The sequence below is a fragment of the Kiloniellales bacterium genome (assembly GCA_030064845.1).
Classification (GTDB): domain Bacteria; phylum Pseudomonadota; class Alphaproteobacteria; order Kiloniellales; family JAKSDN01; genus JASJEC01.
On sequence record JASJEC010000028.1, the window covers coordinates 1 to 19,290 of the forward strand.

19 protein-coding genes are annotated in these 19,290 nt (G+C 65.3%); 9 read left to right on the forward strand and 10 right to left on the reverse strand.

Annotation, left to right across the window (positions count from 1 at the left end):
* The 8 genes from QNJ67_12050 to QNJ67_12085 form a co-directional block, all read left to right on the forward strand.
* Nucleotides 1–789 (forward strand): reductive dehalogenase domain-containing protein (locus QNJ67_12050; GenBank protein MDJ0609699.1); only part of this gene is annotated, 789 nt, incomplete at its 5' end.
* A gap of 12 nt (nt 790–801) precedes the next feature.
* Nucleotides 802–1,083 (forward strand): hypothetical protein, encoded by a 282-nt coding sequence (locus QNJ67_12055; GenBank protein MDJ0609700.1) that lies wholly within the window; start codon nt 802–804, stop codon nt 1,081–1,083.
* Nucleotides 1,084–1,129: 46 nt separating this feature from the next.
* Nucleotides 1,130–2,362: an FMN-binding protein gene (locus QNJ67_12060; protein ID MDJ0609701.1), complete on the forward strand. Its 1,233-nt coding sequence runs from the start codon at nt 1,130–1,132 to the stop codon at nt 2,360–2,362.
* Complete coding sequence (locus QNJ67_12065; GenBank protein MDJ0609702.1) at nt 2,344–2,520, forward strand: hypothetical protein; 177 nt, start codon at nt 2,344–2,346, stop codon at nt 2,518–2,520. Before QNJ67_12060 ends, QNJ67_12065 begins: the two co-directional genes overlap by 19 nt.
* A gap of 71 nt (nt 2,521–2,591) precedes the next feature.
* A complete protein-coding gene (locus QNJ67_12070; protein ID MDJ0609703.1) occupies nt 2,592–3,995 on the forward strand; it encodes a hypothetical protein in 1,404 nt (467 codons plus the stop codon).
* Between the two features lie 31 nt (nt 3,996–4,026).
* Nucleotides 4,027–5,757, forward strand: a complete 1,731-nt coding sequence (locus QNJ67_12075; GenBank protein ID MDJ0609704.1) for a 2-oxoacid:acceptor oxidoreductase subunit alpha — start codon at nt 4,027–4,029, stop codon at nt 5,755–5,757.
* Complete coding sequence (locus tag QNJ67_12080; protein MDJ0609705.1) at nt 5,754–6,593, forward strand: thiamine pyrophosphate-dependent enzyme; 840 nt, start codon at nt 5,754–5,756, stop codon at nt 6,591–6,593. The genes QNJ67_12075 and QNJ67_12080 overlap by 4 nt, the downstream gene beginning before the upstream one ends.
* Complete coding sequence (locus QNJ67_12085; protein ID MDJ0609706.1) at nt 6,590–7,111, forward strand: ferritin family protein; 522 nt, start codon at nt 6,590–6,592, stop codon at nt 7,109–7,111. Before QNJ67_12080 ends, QNJ67_12085 begins: the two co-directional genes overlap by 4 nt.
* 46 nt (nt 7,112–7,157) lie before the next feature.
* Here QNJ67_12085 and QNJ67_12090 read toward each other — a convergent pair whose 3' ends face one another.
* From QNJ67_12090 to QNJ67_12120, 7 genes are all read right to left on the reverse strand, one after another.
* On the reverse strand, nt 7,158–7,697 hold the full coding sequence (locus QNJ67_12090) for a universal stress protein (GenBank protein MDJ0609707.1): 540 nt from the start codon (nt 7,695–7,697) through the stop codon (nt 7,158–7,160).
* A gap of 110 nt (nt 7,698–7,807) precedes the next feature.
* A complete protein-coding gene (locus QNJ67_12095; GenBank protein MDJ0609708.1) occupies nt 7,808–8,893 on the reverse strand; it encodes an iron-containing redox enzyme family protein in 1,086 nt (361 codons plus the stop codon).
* A gap of 199 nt (nt 8,894–9,092) precedes the next feature.
* Entirely contained in the window at nt 9,093–11,003 is a 1,911-nt protein-coding gene (locus QNJ67_12100) for a PAS domain S-box protein (GenBank protein ID MDJ0609709.1), read from the reverse strand.
* A 402-nt stretch (nt 11,004–11,405) separates the two neighbouring features.
* Nucleotides 11,406–12,836 carry an alanine/glycine:cation symporter family protein gene (locus QNJ67_12105; protein ID MDJ0609710.1) on the reverse strand — a complete coding sequence of 477 codons (1,431 nt, stop codon included), beginning with the start codon at nt 12,834–12,836 and terminating at the stop codon, nt 11,406–11,408.
* Between the two features lie 439 nt (nt 12,837–13,275).
* The gene (locus QNJ67_12110; protein MDJ0609711.1) at nt 13,276–14,085 is read right to left on the reverse strand and encodes a hypothetical protein; all 810 of its coding nucleotides are present in this window, start codon (nt 14,083–14,085) and stop codon (nt 13,276–13,278) included.
* A gap of 61 nt (nt 14,086–14,146) precedes the next feature.
* Nucleotides 14,147–15,046: a hypothetical protein gene (locus QNJ67_12115; protein ID MDJ0609712.1), complete on the reverse strand. Its 900-nt coding sequence runs from the start codon at nt 15,044–15,046 to the stop codon at nt 14,147–14,149.
* A gap of 221 nt (nt 15,047–15,267) precedes the next feature.
* Complete coding sequence (locus tag QNJ67_12120; GenBank protein ID MDJ0609713.1) at nt 15,268–16,206, reverse strand: glutaminase; 939 nt, start codon at nt 16,204–16,206, stop codon at nt 15,268–15,270.
* A gap of 165 nt (nt 16,207–16,371) precedes the next feature.
* Here QNJ67_12120 and QNJ67_12125 point away from each other — a divergent pair, with 165 nt between their 5' ends.
* Nucleotides 16,372–17,115 carry a glutathione S-transferase gene (locus tag QNJ67_12125; GenBank protein ID MDJ0609714.1) on the forward strand — a complete coding sequence of 248 codons (744 nt, stop codon included), beginning with the start codon at nt 16,372–16,374 and terminating at the stop codon, nt 17,113–17,115.
* 53 nt (nt 17,116–17,168) lie between these two features.
* Here QNJ67_12125 and QNJ67_12130 read toward each other — a convergent pair whose 3' ends face one another.
* The 3 genes from QNJ67_12130 to QNJ67_12140 all read right to left on the reverse strand — a co-directional run bounded on the left by QNJ67_12130 (nt 17,169) and on the right by QNJ67_12140 (nt 19,153).
* Nucleotides 17,169–17,555: a YkgJ family cysteine cluster protein gene (locus QNJ67_12130; GenBank protein ID MDJ0609715.1), complete on the reverse strand. Its 387-nt coding sequence runs from the start codon at nt 17,553–17,555 to the stop codon at nt 17,169–17,171.
* A gap of 96 nt (nt 17,556–17,651) precedes the next feature.
* Nucleotides 17,652–18,386 carry an SDR family NAD(P)-dependent oxidoreductase gene (locus QNJ67_12135; protein MDJ0609716.1) on the reverse strand — a complete coding sequence of 245 codons (735 nt, stop codon included), beginning with the start codon at nt 18,384–18,386 and terminating at the stop codon, nt 17,652–17,654.
* Between the two features lie 77 nt (nt 18,387–18,463).
* A complete protein-coding gene (locus QNJ67_12140) occupies nt 18,464–19,153 on the reverse strand; it encodes a hypothetical protein (protein MDJ0609717.1) in 690 nt (229 codons plus the stop codon).
* Between the last annotated feature and the right edge of the window lie 137 nt (nt 19,154–19,290).

Sequence of the window (19,290 nt, forward strand, 5' to 3'; positions counted from 1 at the left end):
AAGACGGTGATCGTCATCCTGGCCCCCATGGACTACGACAACATCGCCACCGCCCCGGCCTGGACCGCGGAGGGCTCGATCGGCAACGGCTACGTCGTCATGACCCAGATGGCCAACCAGATCGCAAAGTTCATGCGCGGCCTGGGCTACCATGCCGTCGGCGCCGGCAACGACCTGAGCGCGAGCGTGCCTTATGCGATAGCGGCCGGGCTCGGCGAGGGCGGGCGCAACCAGCAACTGCTCGCGCCCGGCATCGGGCCGCGTCTTCGCATCTGCAAGGTGTACACAGACTTCGAGGACGTCGAGTACGACCAACCCCGCAACTGGGGCATCACCGAGTTCTGCTTGAGCTGCGGCAAGTGCGCCGAGGCCTGCCCTTCCGACGCCCTGCCCAAGCTCGAGAGCGTGGATGGCGGCTTCGGCTTCAAGCCGACCTACGAATTCAGCGACGAGTCGGGCTACACCTGGAACAACCAAACCGGGATCAAGAAGTTCCACGCGGACGCCAAGAAGTGTTACAACTACTGGATTGACAACGACAGCTCCTGCGGCAATTGCATTGCCGCCTGCACGTTCAACGAAGCCGACTACTGGCATCACTGGTTCATCATGGGGATCACCCATGCATCGCCGGCCTTCCTCCACAACTGGATGTCCGAGCTGCATCCGGTTTTCGGCTACGGTTCGGTCAACGACCCGGCGAAGGTGGCGAAATTCTGGCAGACCGGTGAGGGCATGCGCGTCAACGTCAAGATGAAAAACAACATCGGCACGTCCAACAAGTCCTAGGGAGGAGTGAAGATGGAAAGCGTTCAGTGGTTCCTGTTGGGCGTCGTGACGACGCTCTGCGTGCTCGGCTACGCTTATCTCTCCGTGCGCATCAAAGCACCCTGGTACGCCTGGGCCGTGCTGATCGGAGGTACGGTGGCGGTGTTGTTCGGTATCGCTTGGGCCGGATCTTCACTCCACGAGGGCGTCCCGGCGTCCAGTGCCATGGGACTCATGGTCTTCTGCGGTCCCGGAATCGTCGCCATGACGCTCGCTTGGCGCTTCTGGGTGGCGCCCGGTCTGAAGTCCGAGTGACGGGTCCGGTCTGACTTCGGTAATGGAGCCTTGAGGGGAGGGGTCTGTGGCGGTTAGCGAGAGTCTCAAGTCCGTGTGGCAGCGCCTCGCCTTCCCCTTGGCGTTCACCTCGCTGGTCGCCGCCTTCGTCATCGGGCAGATCGCGGCCCAGCCCGACTTCAAGGCGCTGCTTCAGAACCAGCTGCCCGATGCCAAGCTCACCCTGCTGACGGAGGCGGAAGGCGGGCAGGTCGTGTTCCGCGACGAGACCGCGGGGAACTATGTCGTCATCTCCGAAGCCGCGGGCTACGGCGGCCCTCTGGTCGTCGGGATCCGCGCCAGCGGGGAAGGCGAGATCGCCGAGATCCTCAGCCTGCAGAACAAGGAAACCCCGGCCTACTTCGACAAGATGCGCAAGAAGCGCTTCTTCGAGCAGTTCGGCGGAAAGAAGGTCTCCGACAACTTCCGCCTGGGCGACGACATCGACGCGGTCTCGGGCGCCACCATCTCGTCGATCGGGTTTACCGCCGCGGTGCGCAAAGCGATGCACATCGCCGCGACCGAGCACTTCAAGCTGGAGCCGACGTGGCCGGAAACAGAGTGGCTCTTCGGGCTCGACGAGATCGGTCTGATTGCCGTCTTCGCCCTCGCGTTCCTCGTGTCCTACGTCAGGGGACCCGTCGCCAAGTACGGCAAGTTCGTCATGCCGGTGGTCGCCCTGGCTTTCGTTGGATTCTACACCAACACCTCGGTGTCGATCGGCCAGCTCGCCGGGATCGTCATGGGCTACGTGCCGGACTTCAAGCAGCACCTCCTCTGGTGGATCATGATGGCGGGGGTCTTCGGCAGCGTCATCATCCTGGGCAGAAACATCTACTGCGGCCAGGTCTGTCCCTTCCAATACGTGCAGCGGGGCCTCAACAAGGTCAGCGGCGTCAATCTGGCGGTCAGGCCCGGGGTGCAGAAGAGCGCGCGCCAGGTCGTCGGCTGGATGACCTGGGCCGCGCTAATGCTGATCTTCCTCTCGGCCCATCCCACGCTCGGGTCCTACGAGCCCTTCTCGATGATGTTCTCGCTGACCGGCGCGGGGGTGCAGTGGTACGTGCTGCCGCTCTCCATCGTCGGCTCCTTCTTCGTGTTGAACTTCTGGTGCCGGCTGTTCTGCCCGGTCGGCCTGGTCCTGAACGAAATGGTCCGGCTGCGGCGGTCGCTGCTCAAGAGGATTCCTGGCCGTTCGAAAGCGGCTCGTCCGGCCCCCGTGCCGGAAGACAAGGGTGACCTATGGCGAAACGAGAGCTGAAACCTTGGCACTACCAGGTGACGACGGCGCTCGCCGTCGTCACCTTGCTGTGCGTCCTTGCCTTCTTCGTTCAAACCTTCAGGACCTTCTTCCTGACCGACCACGACCCCGTGCTGATGGCGGTCGATCGGATCAAGGAGAAGGTCGAAGAGCGCTGAATTGGCCCTCAGATTGAGTTCGAGCCTATGCCCGAATAAAAGTCTTTGAGCGGCCACCGAGCCACGGAACGATGAGCGACACGACCAGGAAACCCGACACCCGCGAGAAGGCGCTGGACATCAACCTGGATTCCGGCCGTTACGGGACTTTTGCCGAGATCGGCGCCGGCCAGGAGGTCGTGCGCTGGTTCTTCGCCGTGGGCGGCGCGGCGGGCACCATCGCGAAGAGCATGTCCGCCTACGATATGCAGGTCAGTGACGACATCTACGGGTCCGCCAAACGCTACGTCTCGCGCGAACGGCTGGAGGCCATGCTGGAGCACGAGCACCGGCTCAATCTCTCGCGGCTCGACGAGGCGCGCGGCCAGGAGACCGCGTTCTTCGCCTTCGCGGACACCGTGGCGGCCCGGAGCTTCAAGGGCGGCAGGGAATGCCACGGGTGGATGGGCATCCGTTTCCAGGCCAGGCCGCGCGGCGGGGACAACCAGATCGTCGTCCACGTCCGCATGCTCGATATCGAGGCGGTCCAGCAGCAAGAGGCCCTGGGCATCGTCGGGGTGAACCTCGTCTATGCCGCCTGCCGCCAGGCCCAGGATCCGGAGGCGGCGGTCGCGTCCCTGCTGGATGGCCTTTCGCCGGAGCGCGTCGAGATCGACATGATCGACGTCTCCGGTCCCGAGTTCCAGGACGTCGACAACCGAGTCCTGACGCTGAAGCTCGTGCAGCTCGGCTACACGCGGGAGGCCATGTTCGCCGCGAAGGGCCAGCCCGTGCTGCCCGCCGAAGCGCTCTACAAGAAGGCCCCCTTGATCCAGCGCGGCGGCTTCCGGCCGCCCACGCTGATGAACAAGGACATGCAGCGCTGCGCCCTCGAAGCCTTTTCCCGCGATCTGCAGCCCGCCGGAAGCGATATCGTTGCGCTGCTCGAGATCAGCCTGGCCAGCCTGACGGTGGAGGGCGAGGTCGATCTGCAGGACTTCCTGGTGCGTGCCGACATGCTGGAGGCGGCGGGCTACATCGTCCTGGTCTCGAACCATGCCGAAGACCATCGTCTAGTCTCCAGCGTTGCGCGGCTGACCGCCGCCGAGATCGGCGTCGTGCTCCGCGCCGATGCGCTGCGGGATCTCTTCGACGAGGCGAGCTACGCCGCGCTCGACGGTGAGGTGCTCGAAGCTTTCGGCGCTTTGTTCAAGACCCGCGTGAAGCTCTACGTCTACCCGGTCCGCGATCGGGAATCGGGGCAGCTCTTGACCGCGGGCACCATGAAGTTGAAGCCGCCGATGCAGAGCCTGCACGAGTTTCTCTTGGCGCGGCGCTCGCTGGTCGACCTGGAGGGATACGACGAGCGGTGCCTCGACCTGATGCCTCACGATGCCCTGGCACGCATCCGTGCCGGTGATCCGTCCTGGCAGCGGATGCTGCCCGAACCGGTGGTCGAGCTAATCAAGGAACGAGCGATGCTCGGCTATCGATGAGATCTCGAGGGCGTGCAAATGGGAAGGCGCCATGAACAGTGACAGCAAGTCCATCGCGCTGCTGGGGAGCGGCGGCTCCGGCGTCATGACGGCCGGACACCTGCTGCTGGACGCGGCCGGCCGGGCCGGCTGGTACGCCTGGATGACGCGCTCCACGGGCCCTCAGATCCGCGGCGGAGAGGCCGCCGCCATGCTGCGCTTGTCTTCGCGCCCGGTGACCTGCCATCGGGACCGCTTCGACCTGGTGCTGGCCATCGACTGGCACAACGCCGAGCGGTTCGCCGCCGAGCTGCCCATGGCCGAAGACACGCTCTGTCTCGGCGACCCCGCAGCTGGCGAGGTCCCCGAGGCGCTGCGCCGCTCCGGGGCACGCTTTCACGACCTGCCCCTAAAGAGCCTGGCCGGGGAGGTCGAAGGCGGGCGCGCGAACATGGTCGCCCTGGGGGCCGTCGCCGAGCTCCTCGGGATCGCGCGGCCGGCCCTCAAGGCGGCCCTGGGCGGCATTCTCGGCAAGAAGGGCGAGGCCGCGCTGGCATCCGGCGAAGCCTGCCTCGAAACGGGCATGGCCGCTGTTGCGGAGCTGCCCAACGGTCTGCATCTCTCGTCGGCAGGGGAGAAGACCGCGCCTCGCTGGTCGATCACCGGAAACGAGGCTTGCGGTTTCGGCGCGCTGCGCGGCGGCGTGCGCTTCGTCGCGGGCTATCCGATCACGCCCGCTTCCGAAACCCTGGAGTGGCTGGCGAAGGCCCTGCCCAAGGTGGGCGGCCAGCTCGTCCAGGCGGAAGACGAGCTGGCGTCGATCACCCAGATCATCGGAGCTTCCTATGGCGGGGTGCCATCGTTCACCGCGACCTCCGGCCCTGGCTTCGCGCTGATGACCGAGGGCCTCGGCCTCGCCGTCGCTTCGGAAACGCCGGTGGTCGTGCTCAACGTGATGCGCGGTGGGCCCTCGACCGGGATCCCCACCAAGTCCGAGCAGAGCGACCTGAATATCGTCCTCCACGGCCTGCACGGCGACGCGCCCCACGTGGTGATGGCGCCGCAATCCATCGACGACTGTCTGCACACCACGGAGTGGGCCGTCCGCACGGCCGAGGCCCTGCAGACCTCGGTTATCGTCTTGAGCGACCAGGCGCTCGGCCAGGCCCGGGCGGTGATCGAGCGCCCCGGCGATCCGCCGGCCGCCGCCGAACGCCGCGTGCCTCGGGAGGTCCCCGAGGGCTATCAGCGCTATGCCCTGGACGAGCTCGGCGTTTCGCCGATGGCGCTGCCCGGCATGGCGGGCGGGCAGTACACCGCCGAAGGCCTGGAGCACGGGCCTTCCGGCACCCCCTCCAGCTTGGCCGAGGACCACCACGCCCAACTGGACAAGCGCCGGGACAAGATCGAGGGCTACGACTACGGAGACCGCTGGGCGACGATGGAAGGGGACGCGAACGCGGAAATCGCGGTCATCACCTTTGGCTCCTGTTGCGGCCCGGTCCGCGAAGCGCTGGCCGGGCTGCGGGGCGAGGGCATGGCGGTCAGGCTGATCGCGCCCAGGCTGCTGGCCCCCGTGCAGCCCGAGCGCATGGCCGCAGCGTTGCGGAATGTCGAGCGCCTCCTGGTGGTGGAGCAGACGCACGGCGCCCAGTTCTACCGCTACCTGCGGGCCCACTACGATCTGCCCGGCTCCGTTCGCTCGCTGAGCTTGCCGGGACCCCTGCCCATTCGCCCCGGCGACCTGCGCCGGGCGCTGCTCGACTGGAGCCCAGCATCATGAATGACGCAGCGACTCTGACGAGGTCCAGCCCCAAAGCCTATAAGTCTGAGGTGAAACCGGTCTGGTGTCCGGGCTGCGGCCACTACGGGGTGCTCGCCGCCTTGACCAAGGCCCTGGCCGCGCTCGAGGTTCCATCCGAAGAGGTGGCGGTCGTCTCCGGCATCGGCTGTTCCTCGCGGGTGCCGGCCTACCTCTCGACCTACGGGTTTCACGGCATTCACGGGCGCGCTCTGCCCCTGGCGACGGGACTGAAGCTGGCGCGCCCCGAGCTGACGGTAGTGGTGGCCGGCGGCGACGGCGATGGCTTTTCCATCGGCGGCAACCACTTCATCAGCGCCTGCCGGCGCAACGTCGATCTGACCTACATCGTCATGGACAATCAGGTCTACGGAATGACCAAGGGACAGGCTTCGCCCACCACGGACCCGGACTGGGAATTCGGCAAGCTGACGCCCGGCGGTACCGGGATCAATCCCTTTCAGCCGCTGGTGATCGCCCTGGCGTCGGGGGCGAACTTCGTCGCCCGCGCCTCCAGCAGCGACCCCAACGGCGCGGCGCGCTTGATCGCGGAGGCTGTGCGCCATCCGGGGTTCTCCTTCGTGCATGTCCTGAGCCCCTGTCGCACCTTCCGGCCGGAGCAGCAGGAATGGAAGAAGCTCGTGAAACCGGCGCCCGAAGAGGCGACCGACGACCTCGCCACCGCCGCCGGCCATCTGTTCGGCGACACCGGTTTCTACGTCGGGATTCTCTACCGGGGCGCTCGAGCGCCCTACGAGCCCAAGAAACAGCCCGAGCCCGTGGAGCCGGCTGACCTTGCCCGGGAATTCGAGATATGAGCGACCGAATCACGTCGGTGACGGCCGAAGAGCTGCTTGCCTACGCCCTCGTCATCGAGCAGGAAGCGGCCGAGGGATACGCGGAGCTCGCCGATCAGATGGAGGTCCACAACAACCGCGAGGTCGCCGGCCTGTTCCAAAAGCTGGCCGGCATCGAGGCCAAACACGTCGCCAACGTGGAATCCTTGAGCGAGGGGCGCAGTCTGCCGCAGATCTCGATCTGGGATCTGCCGTGGCAGGGCCCGGAAAGCCCGGAGACACCGGCCCGGGACGAGGCCCACTACCTCATGACGCCCCACCACGCCCTGACCCTCGCCCTGGCGGCCGAACGGCGCGCGGCGGCCTTCTTCGCCGCCATGGTCGAGAAAGCGCAAGACGCCGAGGTGCGGGACATGGCCCGGCAGCTCCGCGACGACGAGCAGGAGCACGTTGCCCTGCTGGAGGAATGGGTCGGGCGCTATCCTGAGCCCCAGAAAGGCTGGGACGAAGACCCCGATCCGCCCGCCGCGCACGAATAGGCGCGCGGCCTCCTCTGTGCAGGTCGCCGCAACCCGGCGGCGGCGGTCAGCTCTTGGGCAGACAGTAGATCAGGCAGGGACAGGTCGCGTCGCGCACGACCTGCTGGGCGACGCTCGACTTGATCAGCGACTCGAGCCGGCCCTGCTGGTCATGGCCCATGATGATCAGGTCCGCGTCGTTCTCCTTCGCCACCTTGACGATCTCTTCCGCGACGTCGCCCCATCTGATGAAGGTCTTGATCGCCTTGGCCGCGCTGTCCTTGGTGTAGGCCTCCGCCTCGGAGACGATGCGGTTGGCGATCTTCTCGCCGAGGCGCGCGATGTAGGCGCCGCGCTGCTGTTGCTCGCTCGCCCGAATGCTGCCGAGGTCGCGGAGCGTCGTGTTGTACCAGGTATCGTAGTTGTCTTTCCGCAGGACGCCCTCGACGACCGCCCCTTCGATCAGGTCGTCGGTGATCCTGTCCGGTTCGACCACGCAGAGAAGGCCGAGATTTGCTTCGTAGCTGTCCGCCAGGGCACAGGCGATCTCCAATGCCGTATTGCTCGCTTCCGTGCCGTCCACGGCGACAAGAACGCGTTTGGTCACAGTCGTTTCCTCCCCGAGGTTCCCACCGCGACGATACTAGAGAGAAATCGGCCCGTGCGCCACTCCGCGGTCTCGGCCGGCGCCTCCACACCCTGGAGTAGACGGGAGCGTCAGCTCTTGAGCTTGAGGTAGAGGTAGTCGTAGTAGTCGGCGGTGGTGTTGATCCGCATGAGGGCCCCGGCGAGCATCTGGTGGCGCGCCTCGGGGTACTTACGCACCAGCGGCGCCATCACGTTGCTGAACCAGGCCTCGCCGTGCTGGATGTCGAGCTCGGCGTGGCCGCCGTAGTAGGCCAGGGTCTCCGCGTCCTCGACCCCGACGCGGCGGCAACCGCTGAGAATCCTCTCGTACTGTTCCGGGTCCATGTACTCGGCAACGCCCATCGCGCCCATGTATCTGAAGTAGTTGCGCCGATGAAGCCCGAAATAGACGTAGAGGTTGTAGCCGGCCAGACCCGGCCAATCCAACCTCTCGTGCAGGCCGTTCGACGTCAGCTGCTCGTCGCGAAGGTCGGTACCCGTCCCGCGCAGCAGGCGCTTGAAGAGCTCCGTATGCCGGTCCTGGTTGTTGCCGTCACCCATCTCGTCCCAGAAGTTGACGGCCAGCTCGCCGCGCACCTCGTCGTCCGCGCCCAGCAGCGACAGAACCATCAGGTCGCAGAAGCGCAGCACGAGCGTTCCCTCGTGCAGGAAGAAGTCCAGGACCTGGCCGTTGTCCGCCTCGTGCTCTAGAAAGTCGAACAAGCGGTGCTTGGCGAGGCTGTGCGCCGCGCAGAAGTCCTTCATGAAGGTGACGAACTTGGTTTCGTCACAGGGGATGTCGGCCTGCGAAAGGTCGATGCGGGCGGTTTCGTAGGCCTCCCAGGCCTTCTCGAGGTCGCTGCGCACACGCATGATGAAGGGGTGGTACTGGTTCCCGCCCATCGCCGGATGCGGCGGCCTGATACTGTCGTCGTAGAGGTGGTACAGCGCGCTGTGCGCCTCCAGCAACGCCCGTTCGTCGCGCTCGCGGAAGGCGCGCCCGAGCGTTTCCTCGAGCTGCTCCATGAAGTCGGGAAAGAACGCGCCCCCTGGCGCCAACAGTGTGTCCAGGTCCTGGTGCGCGAGCAGCCAAACGACCTTGTCCGACAGAGACTGCGGCGCGGCGCTGAGCGCCGGAGCCGCCGACGGCTTGCTTTCTCTTAAACCCGATTGCATCGATTTTACCCCCCTCGTCGGCAGGTTCCGGTGCCACCCCTTGCGGGCGTTGCCCCGCATGTTGTGCTCGCGAAGAAGCGAACGTTACGAAACGCATAAATCGATTAATGTAATACATCAAGACTATTCGCCGTTCTGTGAAGCGCTTCACAGGCTTAGCGGCGAAAGGTTCGAAGACGGGGAGGCCGCGGATCTACAGCTAGTCGGCGGCGATGGCCTTCTTCTCGACCAGAGGGAAAGCGGCGGGCAGGGGAACGACGCGTTCCGCCGGCAGGCGTGCGGTCACCGTCGTGCCCTCGCCGACGATGCTTTCGAGCTCCAAGCTGCCGTCGTGCGCCTCGACCAGCGACTTGCTGAGAGGCAGGCCGAGCCCGCTTCCCTCGTAGGTGCGGTTGAGCTGCCCGTCGACCTGCTGGAAGCGCGCCAAGGCCTTGGGGATGTCCGCCGGGGCGATGCCGATGCCGGTGTCGATGATCTGCAGCAGGTAGCCGCTCTTGCGCGAAAGCTGGCCGGTGACCTTCACGCTTCCGCCGCGGGGCGTGAACTTGATCCCATTGGAGATGAGATTGATCAGGATCTGCTTCATCATCCTCGGGTCGGCGCGCAGACAGGCCTCGTCACCGGGCTCGAAGTCCAGGGAGAGCGCGACGCCGGCGCTTTGCGCGCGCTCGGCCATCAGGTTCACGCAGGCCTTCATCAGGTCGGCGATGTCGACGTCGTCCTCGCGGGGCTGGAGGTTGCCGCTCTCGATGCGCGAGAGATCGAGAATGTCGCTGATGACGTCGAGGAGGTGCTGGCCGGCACGAAGAATGTCGCCGGCGTACTCGCGGTATTTGGGTCGCCCAATCGGCCCGAGCCGCTCGCTCTCGATCAGCTCGGCGAAACCGATCACCATGTTGAGCGGCGTGCGCAGCTCGTGGCTCATGTTGGCCAGGAACTCGGTCTTGGCCCGGTCGGCGAGCTCGGCCGCCTCCTTGGCCGCCAGCAGGGCCTCCTCGGCCATCTTGCGTTCGGTGATGTCCTGCACCGTTCCGACCTGCTCGATCAGGCGCCCGGTGCAGTCGCAGACCGCTTCGCCGATCTCGTAGATGTGGCGAACCTCGCCGTCCGGAAGAACAATCCGGTACTCGATGTCGTAGTCGAGCGACTCCTGGTCGAAACGCTTGAAGGCCGCGGATACCCGCTCCCGGTCCTCGGGATGAATGACCCGCGCCATCTCGTCCTTCATGAGGTCGTGGATAGCCTCCGGCTCGACCCCGTGGATGCGCGCGAACTCATCCGAACAGGACACGAGCTGATCGCGCTCGATCGACCAGCGCCAGTTGCCCACTTTGGCGAGACGCTGCGCCTCGGCGAGCGCCGCCTCGCTGTCCCTGAGAGCGGCGAGCGCGCGCTTGTGTGCCGTGAGATCGGTATTGATCGTGCCGACGCCGATCGGTTCCCCTCCGGCGTCCAGCACCGGGAACTTGGTCACCATGATTGAATGGGTCGAGCCGTCCTGGAAGACGATCTCCTGTTCCCGTTCCACCGTGCGTCGCAGTCTCAGCACCTCTCCGTCCTGTGCAACGTAGGCGTCGGCGAAGGTCCTGGGAAAAATCTCGTACGAGGTCTTGCCGATCGCTCCATCGGCCGGGACGCCGTACCACTCCTCGAAGCGCTTGCTGACGATGCGGAAGCGGCCCTCCGGGTCCTTGACGAAGATCGCCGAGGGCGAGTTCTCGACAACGCCCCTGAACAGCTCTTCGCTTTCCTCCGGTCCCGCGGAAAGAGAAGCGGGGAGATCCCCGCGGTGCGCCGCCGGCTTTCCGGCGGTGCCGCGCTTGGTCAGCCAGAGCCGGAGGCCCGCGGCCAGGAGCGCGAAGCCTATCAGATAGCTTCCGTTCTCGAGCAGGGCGGCTACCCAGGGCCCGCCGAAAAGGGTGGCGAGTCGCTCGACGCCGGCGGCGGCATCGATCAGGCTGCCGAACAGCAGGAGCGCGAAACCGCCGGCGACCACGCGCCGGCCACGCTCCAGCGCCGGCTCCTGGCTCTGGCGGGGCGCCAGCAGGATGCCGAGGATCAGGCACAGAGCCAGAACGCGTGCCAGTTCCAGCGCGATATCAAGCGTCACATGTGACACCCTGACTTGGCCGGCAACCTGGGTCGCTGGCGGATCTCGAGATCAGTTGGCTTTTGTAGTCTTTTTTACTTAATAATAAATTGCTATCAAGAGTTTACGTGGCCTGCGGCCCGGCGTCGCGGGATTGGGCCGTCTGGAAACGGTACGGCACGGGAGAAATCTGCGCTAAACCATTGATAAAGAATGGCTACTGCCGTCAGTAAACGGCGACACCGAGCCCGGAGCTACTCTAGAGCGGATCATGTTTAGATGGAACCACTACGTGGTTGCCGGCTAAACATGTGAATCCGCTCTACATCCTAGGTTTAGAGCAGATTCACCGGGTTGATGGATCGCCCGTGGCGATTCCATCAACCCGGATCTGCTCTAGGGCCCGGCGCCGCCGATTGCCTGTCAGCCTTGTTTCACCTCGCTCCACGCGCTCTTGTCGATGTCCAGATCCGGGAACTTGTCCGGGTCGAAGACGGGGAGGTCGTTGCCTGCCTTCAGCTGGTCTGTGAAATCGTTCAGCAGGCGCATGCCGACAGGGAACAGCATGGTGATCGTCAAGAGGTTGACCAGCGCCAGAACGCCCATCATCGGGTCGGAGAAGAAGAACACTGCGGTCGCGCCGGGAGCCGTCGACCCCAGGAACACCAGGCAGACGATCAGGATCCGCAGTATGTGCTTGGAGATCTCGGTGTCGGTGAAGACGGTGAGCGCATTCTCACCGAGATAGTAGTTGTAGATGATGGAACTGAAGGCGAAGAGCAGGATCGCCGCGGTCAGGAAGTATTGGGCCCACTCTCCCATGTGCGAAACCAGGGACTGCTGGGTCAGGGCGACGCCGTTGATGTCCGCCGCCCCGGCGACGTAGACGTCGCCCAGAAGGATCACGAAGGCCGTGCAGGAGCAGATGAGGATGGTGTCGATGAAGACCGACAGGGACTGCACGATGCCCTGGTTGATCGGATGGCGCACGAAGGCCACGGCGGCCACATTGGGTGCACTGCCCAGGCCTGCCTCGTTGGAGAACAGCCCGCGCCGGAGGCCGTTGGCGACCGCAGCGCCCATGCCGCCGCCGACCGCCTCCTCGAAACCGAAGGCATTCTTGACGATCAGCGAGAACACGGCGGGGATATCGCCGATGTTGATCAGCACGATCAAGAGGGCCATCCCGATGTAGCCGATGGCCATGATGGGGACCACCACATCGGCGACCTTGGCGATCCGCTTGATGCCGCCGTAGACGACGAAACCGGTCAGAACCGCGAGCAGGCCGCCGGTCCAGATGCGGTCGATGCCCATGCTGTCCTGGGCCGCACCGGCTACGGTGTTCCCCTGGAAGGCGTTGAAGCCCAGGGCGAAGGCCGCGATCAGGCAAACCGCATAGATGATCGCCAGCCATTTGTACTGCGGTCCCAGGCCGTGGAGGATGTACTGGGCGGGCCCGCCGCGAAAGGTGCCATTCTCGTCCGATCGCTTGAACGCCTGGGCCAGTGAGCACTCGAACAGGCTGGTGGCCATGCCGATCAGCGCAATCGCCCACATCCAGAAGACCGCGCCGGGGCCGCCCAGCGTGATGGCCACGGCCACGCCGGCGATGTTGCCGCCACCGACCCGTCCGCCGACGCTGACAAAGAGGGCCTCGCGCGACGAGACGTGTCGGCCCGGTTCGATCTGACCGCCCGGAAAGAGCACCCGGAACATGCGGCCGAAGAACCGGAACTGGACCAGTCCCGAGGCCAGCGTGAAGAAACAGCCGAGCACCACCAGGAAGGGGATCAGAGCCCATCCCCAGGTGCCGTCGCCGATAGCTGCGAAAATGGATTCAAGGAACTCCATGGTTCCGCTCCCCCTGTTCTGTTGATCGGCTTCTTGTTGTCAGGCGCCAGTACCCGTGGGCCGACAGCCACCGCCTTCCGGCCGCAGCCGGTGATCACGACACTACTGCTTTGCGGCGTACTCTGGTTCGGCGCGGCCGGAGCGCCAAGTCGCGCCATACGTCTGCATGGCCGCAAGGGAGCGAACAGTGTTCCATCTCAACCGTCGGTGATGCAAGCAATCCCGTGATCGATCGCGCCGCGAAGGGCTCGCCCACGATCATCGAGAACAAGCGGCCAAAGGGGTTGACGGAGAATGAGCGACCGCCGGGCCTTGGCGGCAAGGCGCGCGATGGCCGGCGCGCCGGCAAGGGCGTCGCCGTTGGCATTCCGGGGATCGGCCCGCGCCGACGCGAGACGAGGCACCGGACCCAGGCAGGTCCGGTCGAGAGAGACCGGCCTCAGGCGCCCTTCACGGCCGCTTCCTGTTGCTTGCCTTCGGCTTCGTCGAGTTCCTTCAGCTTGCTGCGCAGCCGCGCCTGGCGTTGCGCCGTCATGTCGACGAACTTCTCGACGTCCAGGCTCAGGGCGCCGGCGAAAAGGGTCTCCAGCTCCCTGGGCATGCCCTGGATCGAGAGGCTGGCCCGCTCGCGGATGCCCTCGAAGATCATCCGCTTCTCGTCCAGGAAGGCGGTGGCATCGAACCCGAGCCCGGCGATGTAGTCGCCGTATCTCTGCAGGCGGCTCTGCAGCAGGTGGACGTACTCGCCCAGCAGGAACTCGGTGGCGATCACGAAGGGGCGGGGCGGCTTGTCGGCTAGGGTGTTGAGCGCGTTGATGATGTCGAACAGGCTGTCGGAGAAGCTCATCAGGAGCTCGCGGTACTCGACGTCTATCCGCTCCGCCTCCTTGATCTTCTCCTCGACCCGGGCGTCGGTCGACCACCAGATCGAGAGCAGGAAACCGAGGGTGACCGCGAAGAGGCTGGTCAGGATGATCTTGCCGGCGTACATCGGCCCCGTGACAACGTCGAGATGCTCGAACAGGAACACCGAGCCGACGAAGAGGGTCACGAAGACCACCAGCAGGAGGAACAGAGGTGTGCTGAAGCGCCGCTTGCGCAGCCGCTCCCGGGCCTTGCTGATCCAGGCGCCGTGCCTCAGCTCCATATGCGGGGAGCCGCCAGCGCCGTTCCGGTTGGTCAGCGCGTCCCGGGCTGCCGAGGCGTAGCGCTCGCCCTTTGAGATCGAACTCTCGACGTATTCACTCATGGCGGCGTCCTCCTTCCTCTGTCGGCCGGCGAACCCGCCGGCCCGCCGGTCGCGCCGGCGTCTAGTGCTTGACCTCACCGACCAGCGTGACTGTGGTTCCGAGCTCGGAGAGCGAGGTCGAGCTCTCCGTGATCTTGAAGACGACGATCTCGTCCCGGTGCTCGATCCCGAAGATGCTGCCGGCGGCCTCGTTGTTGGCGGCCGGCAGCTCAAGCCGGTCCACCCGCCGGGCTTTCTCGGCCGCTTCGGCCAGGTGGCCCTTGGTCTTGATTTTTTGGAAGTCCGCCTCGGTCAGGGCGAGGAACTGCGCCTCGCTGTCGTCGAGCTTGTCGATCGCGATCACGACGTTCACACCGTCCACGGTCTTCCAGCCGAGCGCGAAGTCCTCGGCGCCGCTGACCTGCCGTTCGCCGACGCGGCGGAACTCGAAGCCCTCTTGCCGGACCGGCTTGGCCGTCGGCGCCGGGTCTTTGGCCGGGGGCTGGGGGTCGCGGACCTCGACCCGCAGGGTCGCGCGGGCGGTCTGCCCGTCCCCGTCCGTGACCGAGACCCGGAATCTGTAGCTTCCTGCCTTGTCGAGCTTCCGGTTGATGTAGTTCGCGAAGTTGAGCGTGACGTCCTTGTGCTGCCGGACCCGTCGCTCCAGCCCGAAGAGGTCGAAGTGCGCCCGCTCGGGCGTCGTCGCCAGATCTATCTCGTAGGATCGCTCGCTGACGACCAGGTTTTCGATCCGGTTCGGGGCTTCGACCCGGAGACGGATCTTCTCGAACTGTCCGAGGACGCCGCCCTGCGGTTGGGAGATCACGAAGCCCTGAGACGTAATCTCGGGGATATCGGCCGCGACGGCCGGCAGGGCGAACAGCAGGGCGAAGCCCGAAAGAACGCCCGCCCAGCACGCGACCGGTCTCGGCCGGCGAACCGGGAGCCGAACTCTCTCCGCACGAAACCATTTCCGCTGCACATGCCCCTCCCTTGCTGCAACCGAGGATCGGGACGTCTCCCCTTCCGGTAATTACCTTCACTGCTACATGAAAAGCGGGATATGTCTTTGATCCAGCGCAATCCCTTTGCGGCCGCCACTGGGGCGGCGGGTAGGGGCTTTCTGGAGGGCAGGAGATGCCGGCTGCTTCCGGCGTGCCGTACAAAGCGCCGCGGCGGCTTTGCGCCGTTCGAGCAACCGGACTACTCACCCGAGCGCAGAAACACCGACCATCCGGCCTTGGCGGCGAGGCGCTCGAGGGCGAGTGTGCCGACCAGGGAGTTGCCGTTGTCGTTGAGCCCGGGCGACCAGGCGGCGATGGCGCAGCGGTTCGGCACGACGGCCAGGATGCCGCCGCCGACGCCGCTCTTACCCGGCAGTCCGACCCGGAAAGCGAAGTCGCCCGAAGCGTCGTAGTGTCCGCAGGTCAGCATGATGGCGTTGATCCGGCGCGCCCGTTCCTCCGACACGATCTGTTGGCCGGTGACCGGGTCCCGGCCGCCGGCGGCGAGGAACAGGGCGGCGCGTGCCAGCTGCGCGCAGTTCATGGCGATCGCGCACTGCCGGAAGTAGACCTCGAGAACCTCTTCGACCGGGTTCTCCAGATTGCCGAAACCCTTCATGAAGTTGGCCAGACTGGCGTTCCGGAATCCGGTTTCACGCTCGGAGAGCGCGACCTCCCCATCGACCTCGATCGAGGCGTCCTGGCTCAACTCTCTGATGAAGCCGGTAATTTCCTCGACGGCGGCTGCAGCGCGCCGGGAGCCAAGCACCACGTCGCTCACCGCCAGGGCGCCCGCGTTGATGAAGGGGTTGCGCGGGATGCCGCGCTCCCGTTCGAGCTGCACGATGGAATTGAAGGGGGATCCTGACGGTTCCCGCCCGACGCGCTGCCACAGGTCGCCGCCCCGCTTGTTCAAGGCGAGGGTCAGCGTGAAGACCTTGGAGACGCTCTGGATCGAGAAGCGGTCATGCGCATCGCCGACCGCGGTGACCCTTCCTTCCAGATCGACCACGGCGATCCCGAATTTCCGTGGGTCGACCCGCGCCAGGGCCGGGATGTAGTCGGCGACCCGGCCGGTCCCGATCCGCGGTTCCAGAAAGGCCCGCGTTTCCTCCAGTATCGCCTTGAGATCGGTCATCCTTGCCTCTGTCGCCCCCGTCAAAAGCCTGTCCCATCCCCCGAAAGCGCTGTCCAGTTTAGACGTGTGGCCGCTCGGCGGCAGCCTCGTAAATTGCTGGCGAGAGGCGGAGCGGTTATCCTTCTGGGTCCATCCCGATCATCGACTGCACACCCGCTCCCCGCTATGGCAGACCCTGACTACCGCTTGTACTACTGGCCCGACATCCAGGGACGCGGCGAGTTCGTGCGCCTCGTGCTCGAAGACGCGGGCGCGCCCTACGTGGACGTCGCCAGGCTCCCCGACGAGGAAGGGGGCGGGGTGCCCGCGCTGTTGGAGTTTCTCGAGCGCGACGACGTCGGCACGCCGACCCTGGCGCCGCCGGTCCTGCAGCACGGCGACCTCTGCATCAGCCAGACCGCCACCATCTGCGCCTACCTCGGCGAGCGGCACGGGCTCGCCCCGGAGGGCGACGCGCGGTGGCAGGCGCAGCATCTGCAGCTCACGCTCGCCGACTTCGTGGTCGAGATCCACGACACGCACCACCCGATCGCGGGCTCGCTGTACTACGAGGATCAGAAGGCGGAAGCGCAGCGGCGCACCGCGGTGTTTCGGGAGGAACGCCTGCCCAGGTTCCTCGGCTACTTCGAGCGTGTGCTGACGTTGAACGCGGCTGCCGAGGGTCGCTGGCTCGTTGGCGCGGACTGCTCACACGCAGACCTGTCGCTGTTTCAGGTGGTCGCGGGCCTTGAGTACGCCTTCCCCGAGGCGCTTGGCGCCCAGCGCGACGTTTGTCCGAAGGTCTTCGCGCTTGGCGAGCGTGTTCGCCAACGGCCCAAGGTCGCGGCCTACCTCGCGTCCGAGCGGCGCATAGCGTTCAACGAGCTCGGCATCTTCCGTCACTATCCGGAGCTCGACGCCCCGTCCTGAGGCCCGTTCTCCAGAGCGCAGCGCATCTCGCGGTGTGCTTGATGTCCGCGACGTCAGTTCCCGGTCAGGGCGACGTATTCCGGATCGTCCTGGGCCCGACGTTCGAAGCGCAGGAACTCGTAGTAACCGCAATGCCTAAGACCGGGATAGTCCCGGCAGGCTTGCGGCCGGATCTCGTAGATGCCGCAACGCCGGGCTTTCCGGTCGAAGAAGGTGCAGATCGTGCCGAAGATCTCGTCGTCCTGGTGGCGCAGGATGCGGGCCCCTTTGCCGTTGTTCCTCGTCTCGTCCCTGTCTTTCCTGGTGAAGCGCTTCTTGGTGTCCTTGACGGACATTTCGAAGTGCATGGCGAGACGCTCGACGTCGCTCTTTTGGATGGGGATCCTTGGATAGGAGCAGCAATAGCCGGGGCATTTGCTGCAATCGTAACGCTCTGTCACCTGGAAGCGCCTCTCCCTCGGGGCCGGGACGGCAGGGTTGTGCGGAACATTCCCGCCGTCTCCCGGATTGTCAAGCGGGGGTAGGGTCGGTGGGTATCAGGAGTTCACCATGCCGCCGTCGACATTGATGGTCTGTCCGGTGATGTAGCTCGCCTCGTCACTGCAGAGGAAGCGGATCACGCTGGCGACCTCGCGCGGCTGACCGAGGCGTTTCAGCGGAACGCTCTCGACCAGTTTCGGGGCCTGCGCCAGCATCTCCTGGGGCATGGGCGTGTCGATCAGGCCGGGCGCGAGCGCGTTGACCAGGACCTCGGGCGCCAGACGGCGGGAAAGCGAGCGGGTCATGCCGACCAGCCCGCCCTTGGCGGCCGAGTAGGCGGTGTGCGCCCGGCTGCCGCGCTGAAAGGCCAGCGACGAGGTCAGCACGATCCGGCCGGTTCCCTCGGGGTCGAAGCGGGGCAGGCAGGCGACGACCATGTCGAAAGCGTTGGTCAGGTTCGCCGCCATGATCGGGTCGTAGATCTCCCGACGGTCGTCGGGGACCAGACTATCGGGCAGGAAGATCCCGGCCAGGTGGACCAGGGCGTGGATCGGGGCGGGCAGTGATTCAAGGGCGGCCGCACAAGCCTCCGGACCCGAGAGGTCCGAAACCTGGGCGCGCCAGTCCCCGCCAGTGCCCAAAGCTTCCCGCAGCCGGTCCTCCGTATCTTCCCGGACGTCGATCAGATGCAGGCTGGCCCCCGCCTCGAGAAACAGCTTCGCGGTCTCGACGCCGATGCCACCGGCCGCCCCGGTGATGACGATGGCCTTGCCTTCGAGATCCCGGTACATGCCCTTTCCCCTTGATCGCTCTTTTCCGAAGGACCAGACAGATTAGCGAAACCCGGCGCGTATCAGGGAAGAGGTGATCACCCAAGTCGGAACGAGTTCAAGATTTGGTTCAGATTCGCCCAAAGATTTGGATCGGCTTCAAATCCAACCGGACGTGTGGCCGTCGCGATGTAGGCCTGACCGTCACTGATTATGACCCGCTGGATCTGGTCCGCGATCATGCCGCCGTAATTGCCCCGCATAACCCTGACGCCTGTGTTGGACGCGTCGTCTATCTGCACGTCTGTGAGTTCGAAGCCATATGCTCTAATGATCGGATTGCTGTTTTCCATCCACCCGCGGATCGAAAATCCCTGGGCAGGCTCAATGGTCACATTGACGTTCGGTACGAAGTTGCCCCAAGACCGATTGTAGGCGATGACGAAATCCAGACCCATGGCTTGGGCGAGCTGGGGGCGCGGACTCCACGAGCCGTCCTGCGGCCAATTGATGGCGTAACCGCGATTGCTGCGTAAACTTGGTGCGCTTGCCGGTGTGACGCCGGCTGTATCCAATGTAACAGGCCCGGAAACGATTGTTTCGCCAAGCGGCGTGTTCGTTGTCTTGGTCTCGATCGAGATTCCCTCTGTTCCGATCGAGATCTTGTCCGCGCCTTTGATCTTGTCCGAAATCTCGTCTTTGAAGACCAACATAAAGGTCACGCCAAGGACACCGACGACCACCCAGCGCAGATGTTTGGCCGTGAAACCTTTGCCTTCCTCTGCCATCGGAATCTCCAGCGAGCCCTGATTCACCCGAACATAGCATGCCCACCGAACTTTGCCCGCTATGCAATTCCCGTGGATCTGGTGGCTTCAGGCGGTTCCGCCCCGGCCTTTCTCAGCTCTTGGCCGCGTGCTAGGAC

Bases quoted from the DNA above. Each gene is read 5' to 3' on its own strand.
- QNJ67_12055 (MDJ0609700.1), top strand. From the start codon at position 802: ATGGAAAGCGTTCAGTGGTTCCTGTTGGGCGTCGTGACGACGCTCTGC.
- QNJ67_12065 (MDJ0609702.1), top strand. From the start codon at position 2,344: ATGGCGAAACGAGAGCTGAAACCTTGGCACTACCAGGTGACGACGGCG.
- QNJ67_12070 (MDJ0609703.1), top strand. From the start codon at position 2,592: ATGAGCGACACGACCAGGAAACCCGACACCCGCGAGAAGGCGCTGGAC.
- QNJ67_12075 (MDJ0609704.1), top strand. From the start codon at position 4,027: ATGAACAGTGACAGCAAGTCCATCGCGCTGCTGGGGAGCGGCGGCTCC.
- QNJ67_12080 (MDJ0609705.1), top strand. From the start codon at position 5,754: ATGAATGACGCAGCGACTCTGACGAGGTCCAGCCCCAAAGCCTATAAG.
- QNJ67_12085 (MDJ0609706.1), top strand. From the start codon at position 6,590: ATGAGCGACCGAATCACGTCGGTGACGGCCGAAGAGCTGCTTGCCTAC.
- QNJ67_12095 (MDJ0609708.1), bottom strand. From the start codon at position 8,893: ATGCAATCGGGTTTAAGAGAAAGCAAGCCGTCGGCGGCTCCGGCGCTC.
- QNJ67_12105 (MDJ0609710.1), bottom strand. From the start codon at position 12,836: ATGGAGTTCCTTGAATCCATTTTCGCAGCTATCGGCGACGGCACCTGG.
- QNJ67_12110 (MDJ0609711.1), bottom strand. From the start codon at position 14,085: ATGAGTGAATACGTCGAGAGTTCGATCTCAAAGGGCGAGCGCTACGCC.
- QNJ67_12120 (MDJ0609713.1), bottom strand. From the start codon at position 16,206: ATGACCGATCTCAAGGCGATACTGGAGGAAACGCGGGCCTTTCTGGAA.
- QNJ67_12125 (MDJ0609714.1), top strand. From the start codon at position 16,372: ATGGCAGACCCTGACTACCGCTTGTACTACTGGCCCGACATCCAGGGA.
- QNJ67_12135 (MDJ0609716.1), bottom strand. From the start codon at position 18,386: ATGTACCGGGATCTCGAAGGCAAGGCCATCGTCATCACCGGGGCGGCC.
- QNJ67_12140 (MDJ0609717.1), bottom strand. From the start codon at position 19,153: ATGGCAGAGGAAGGCAAAGGTTTCACGGCCAAACATCTGCGCTGGGTG.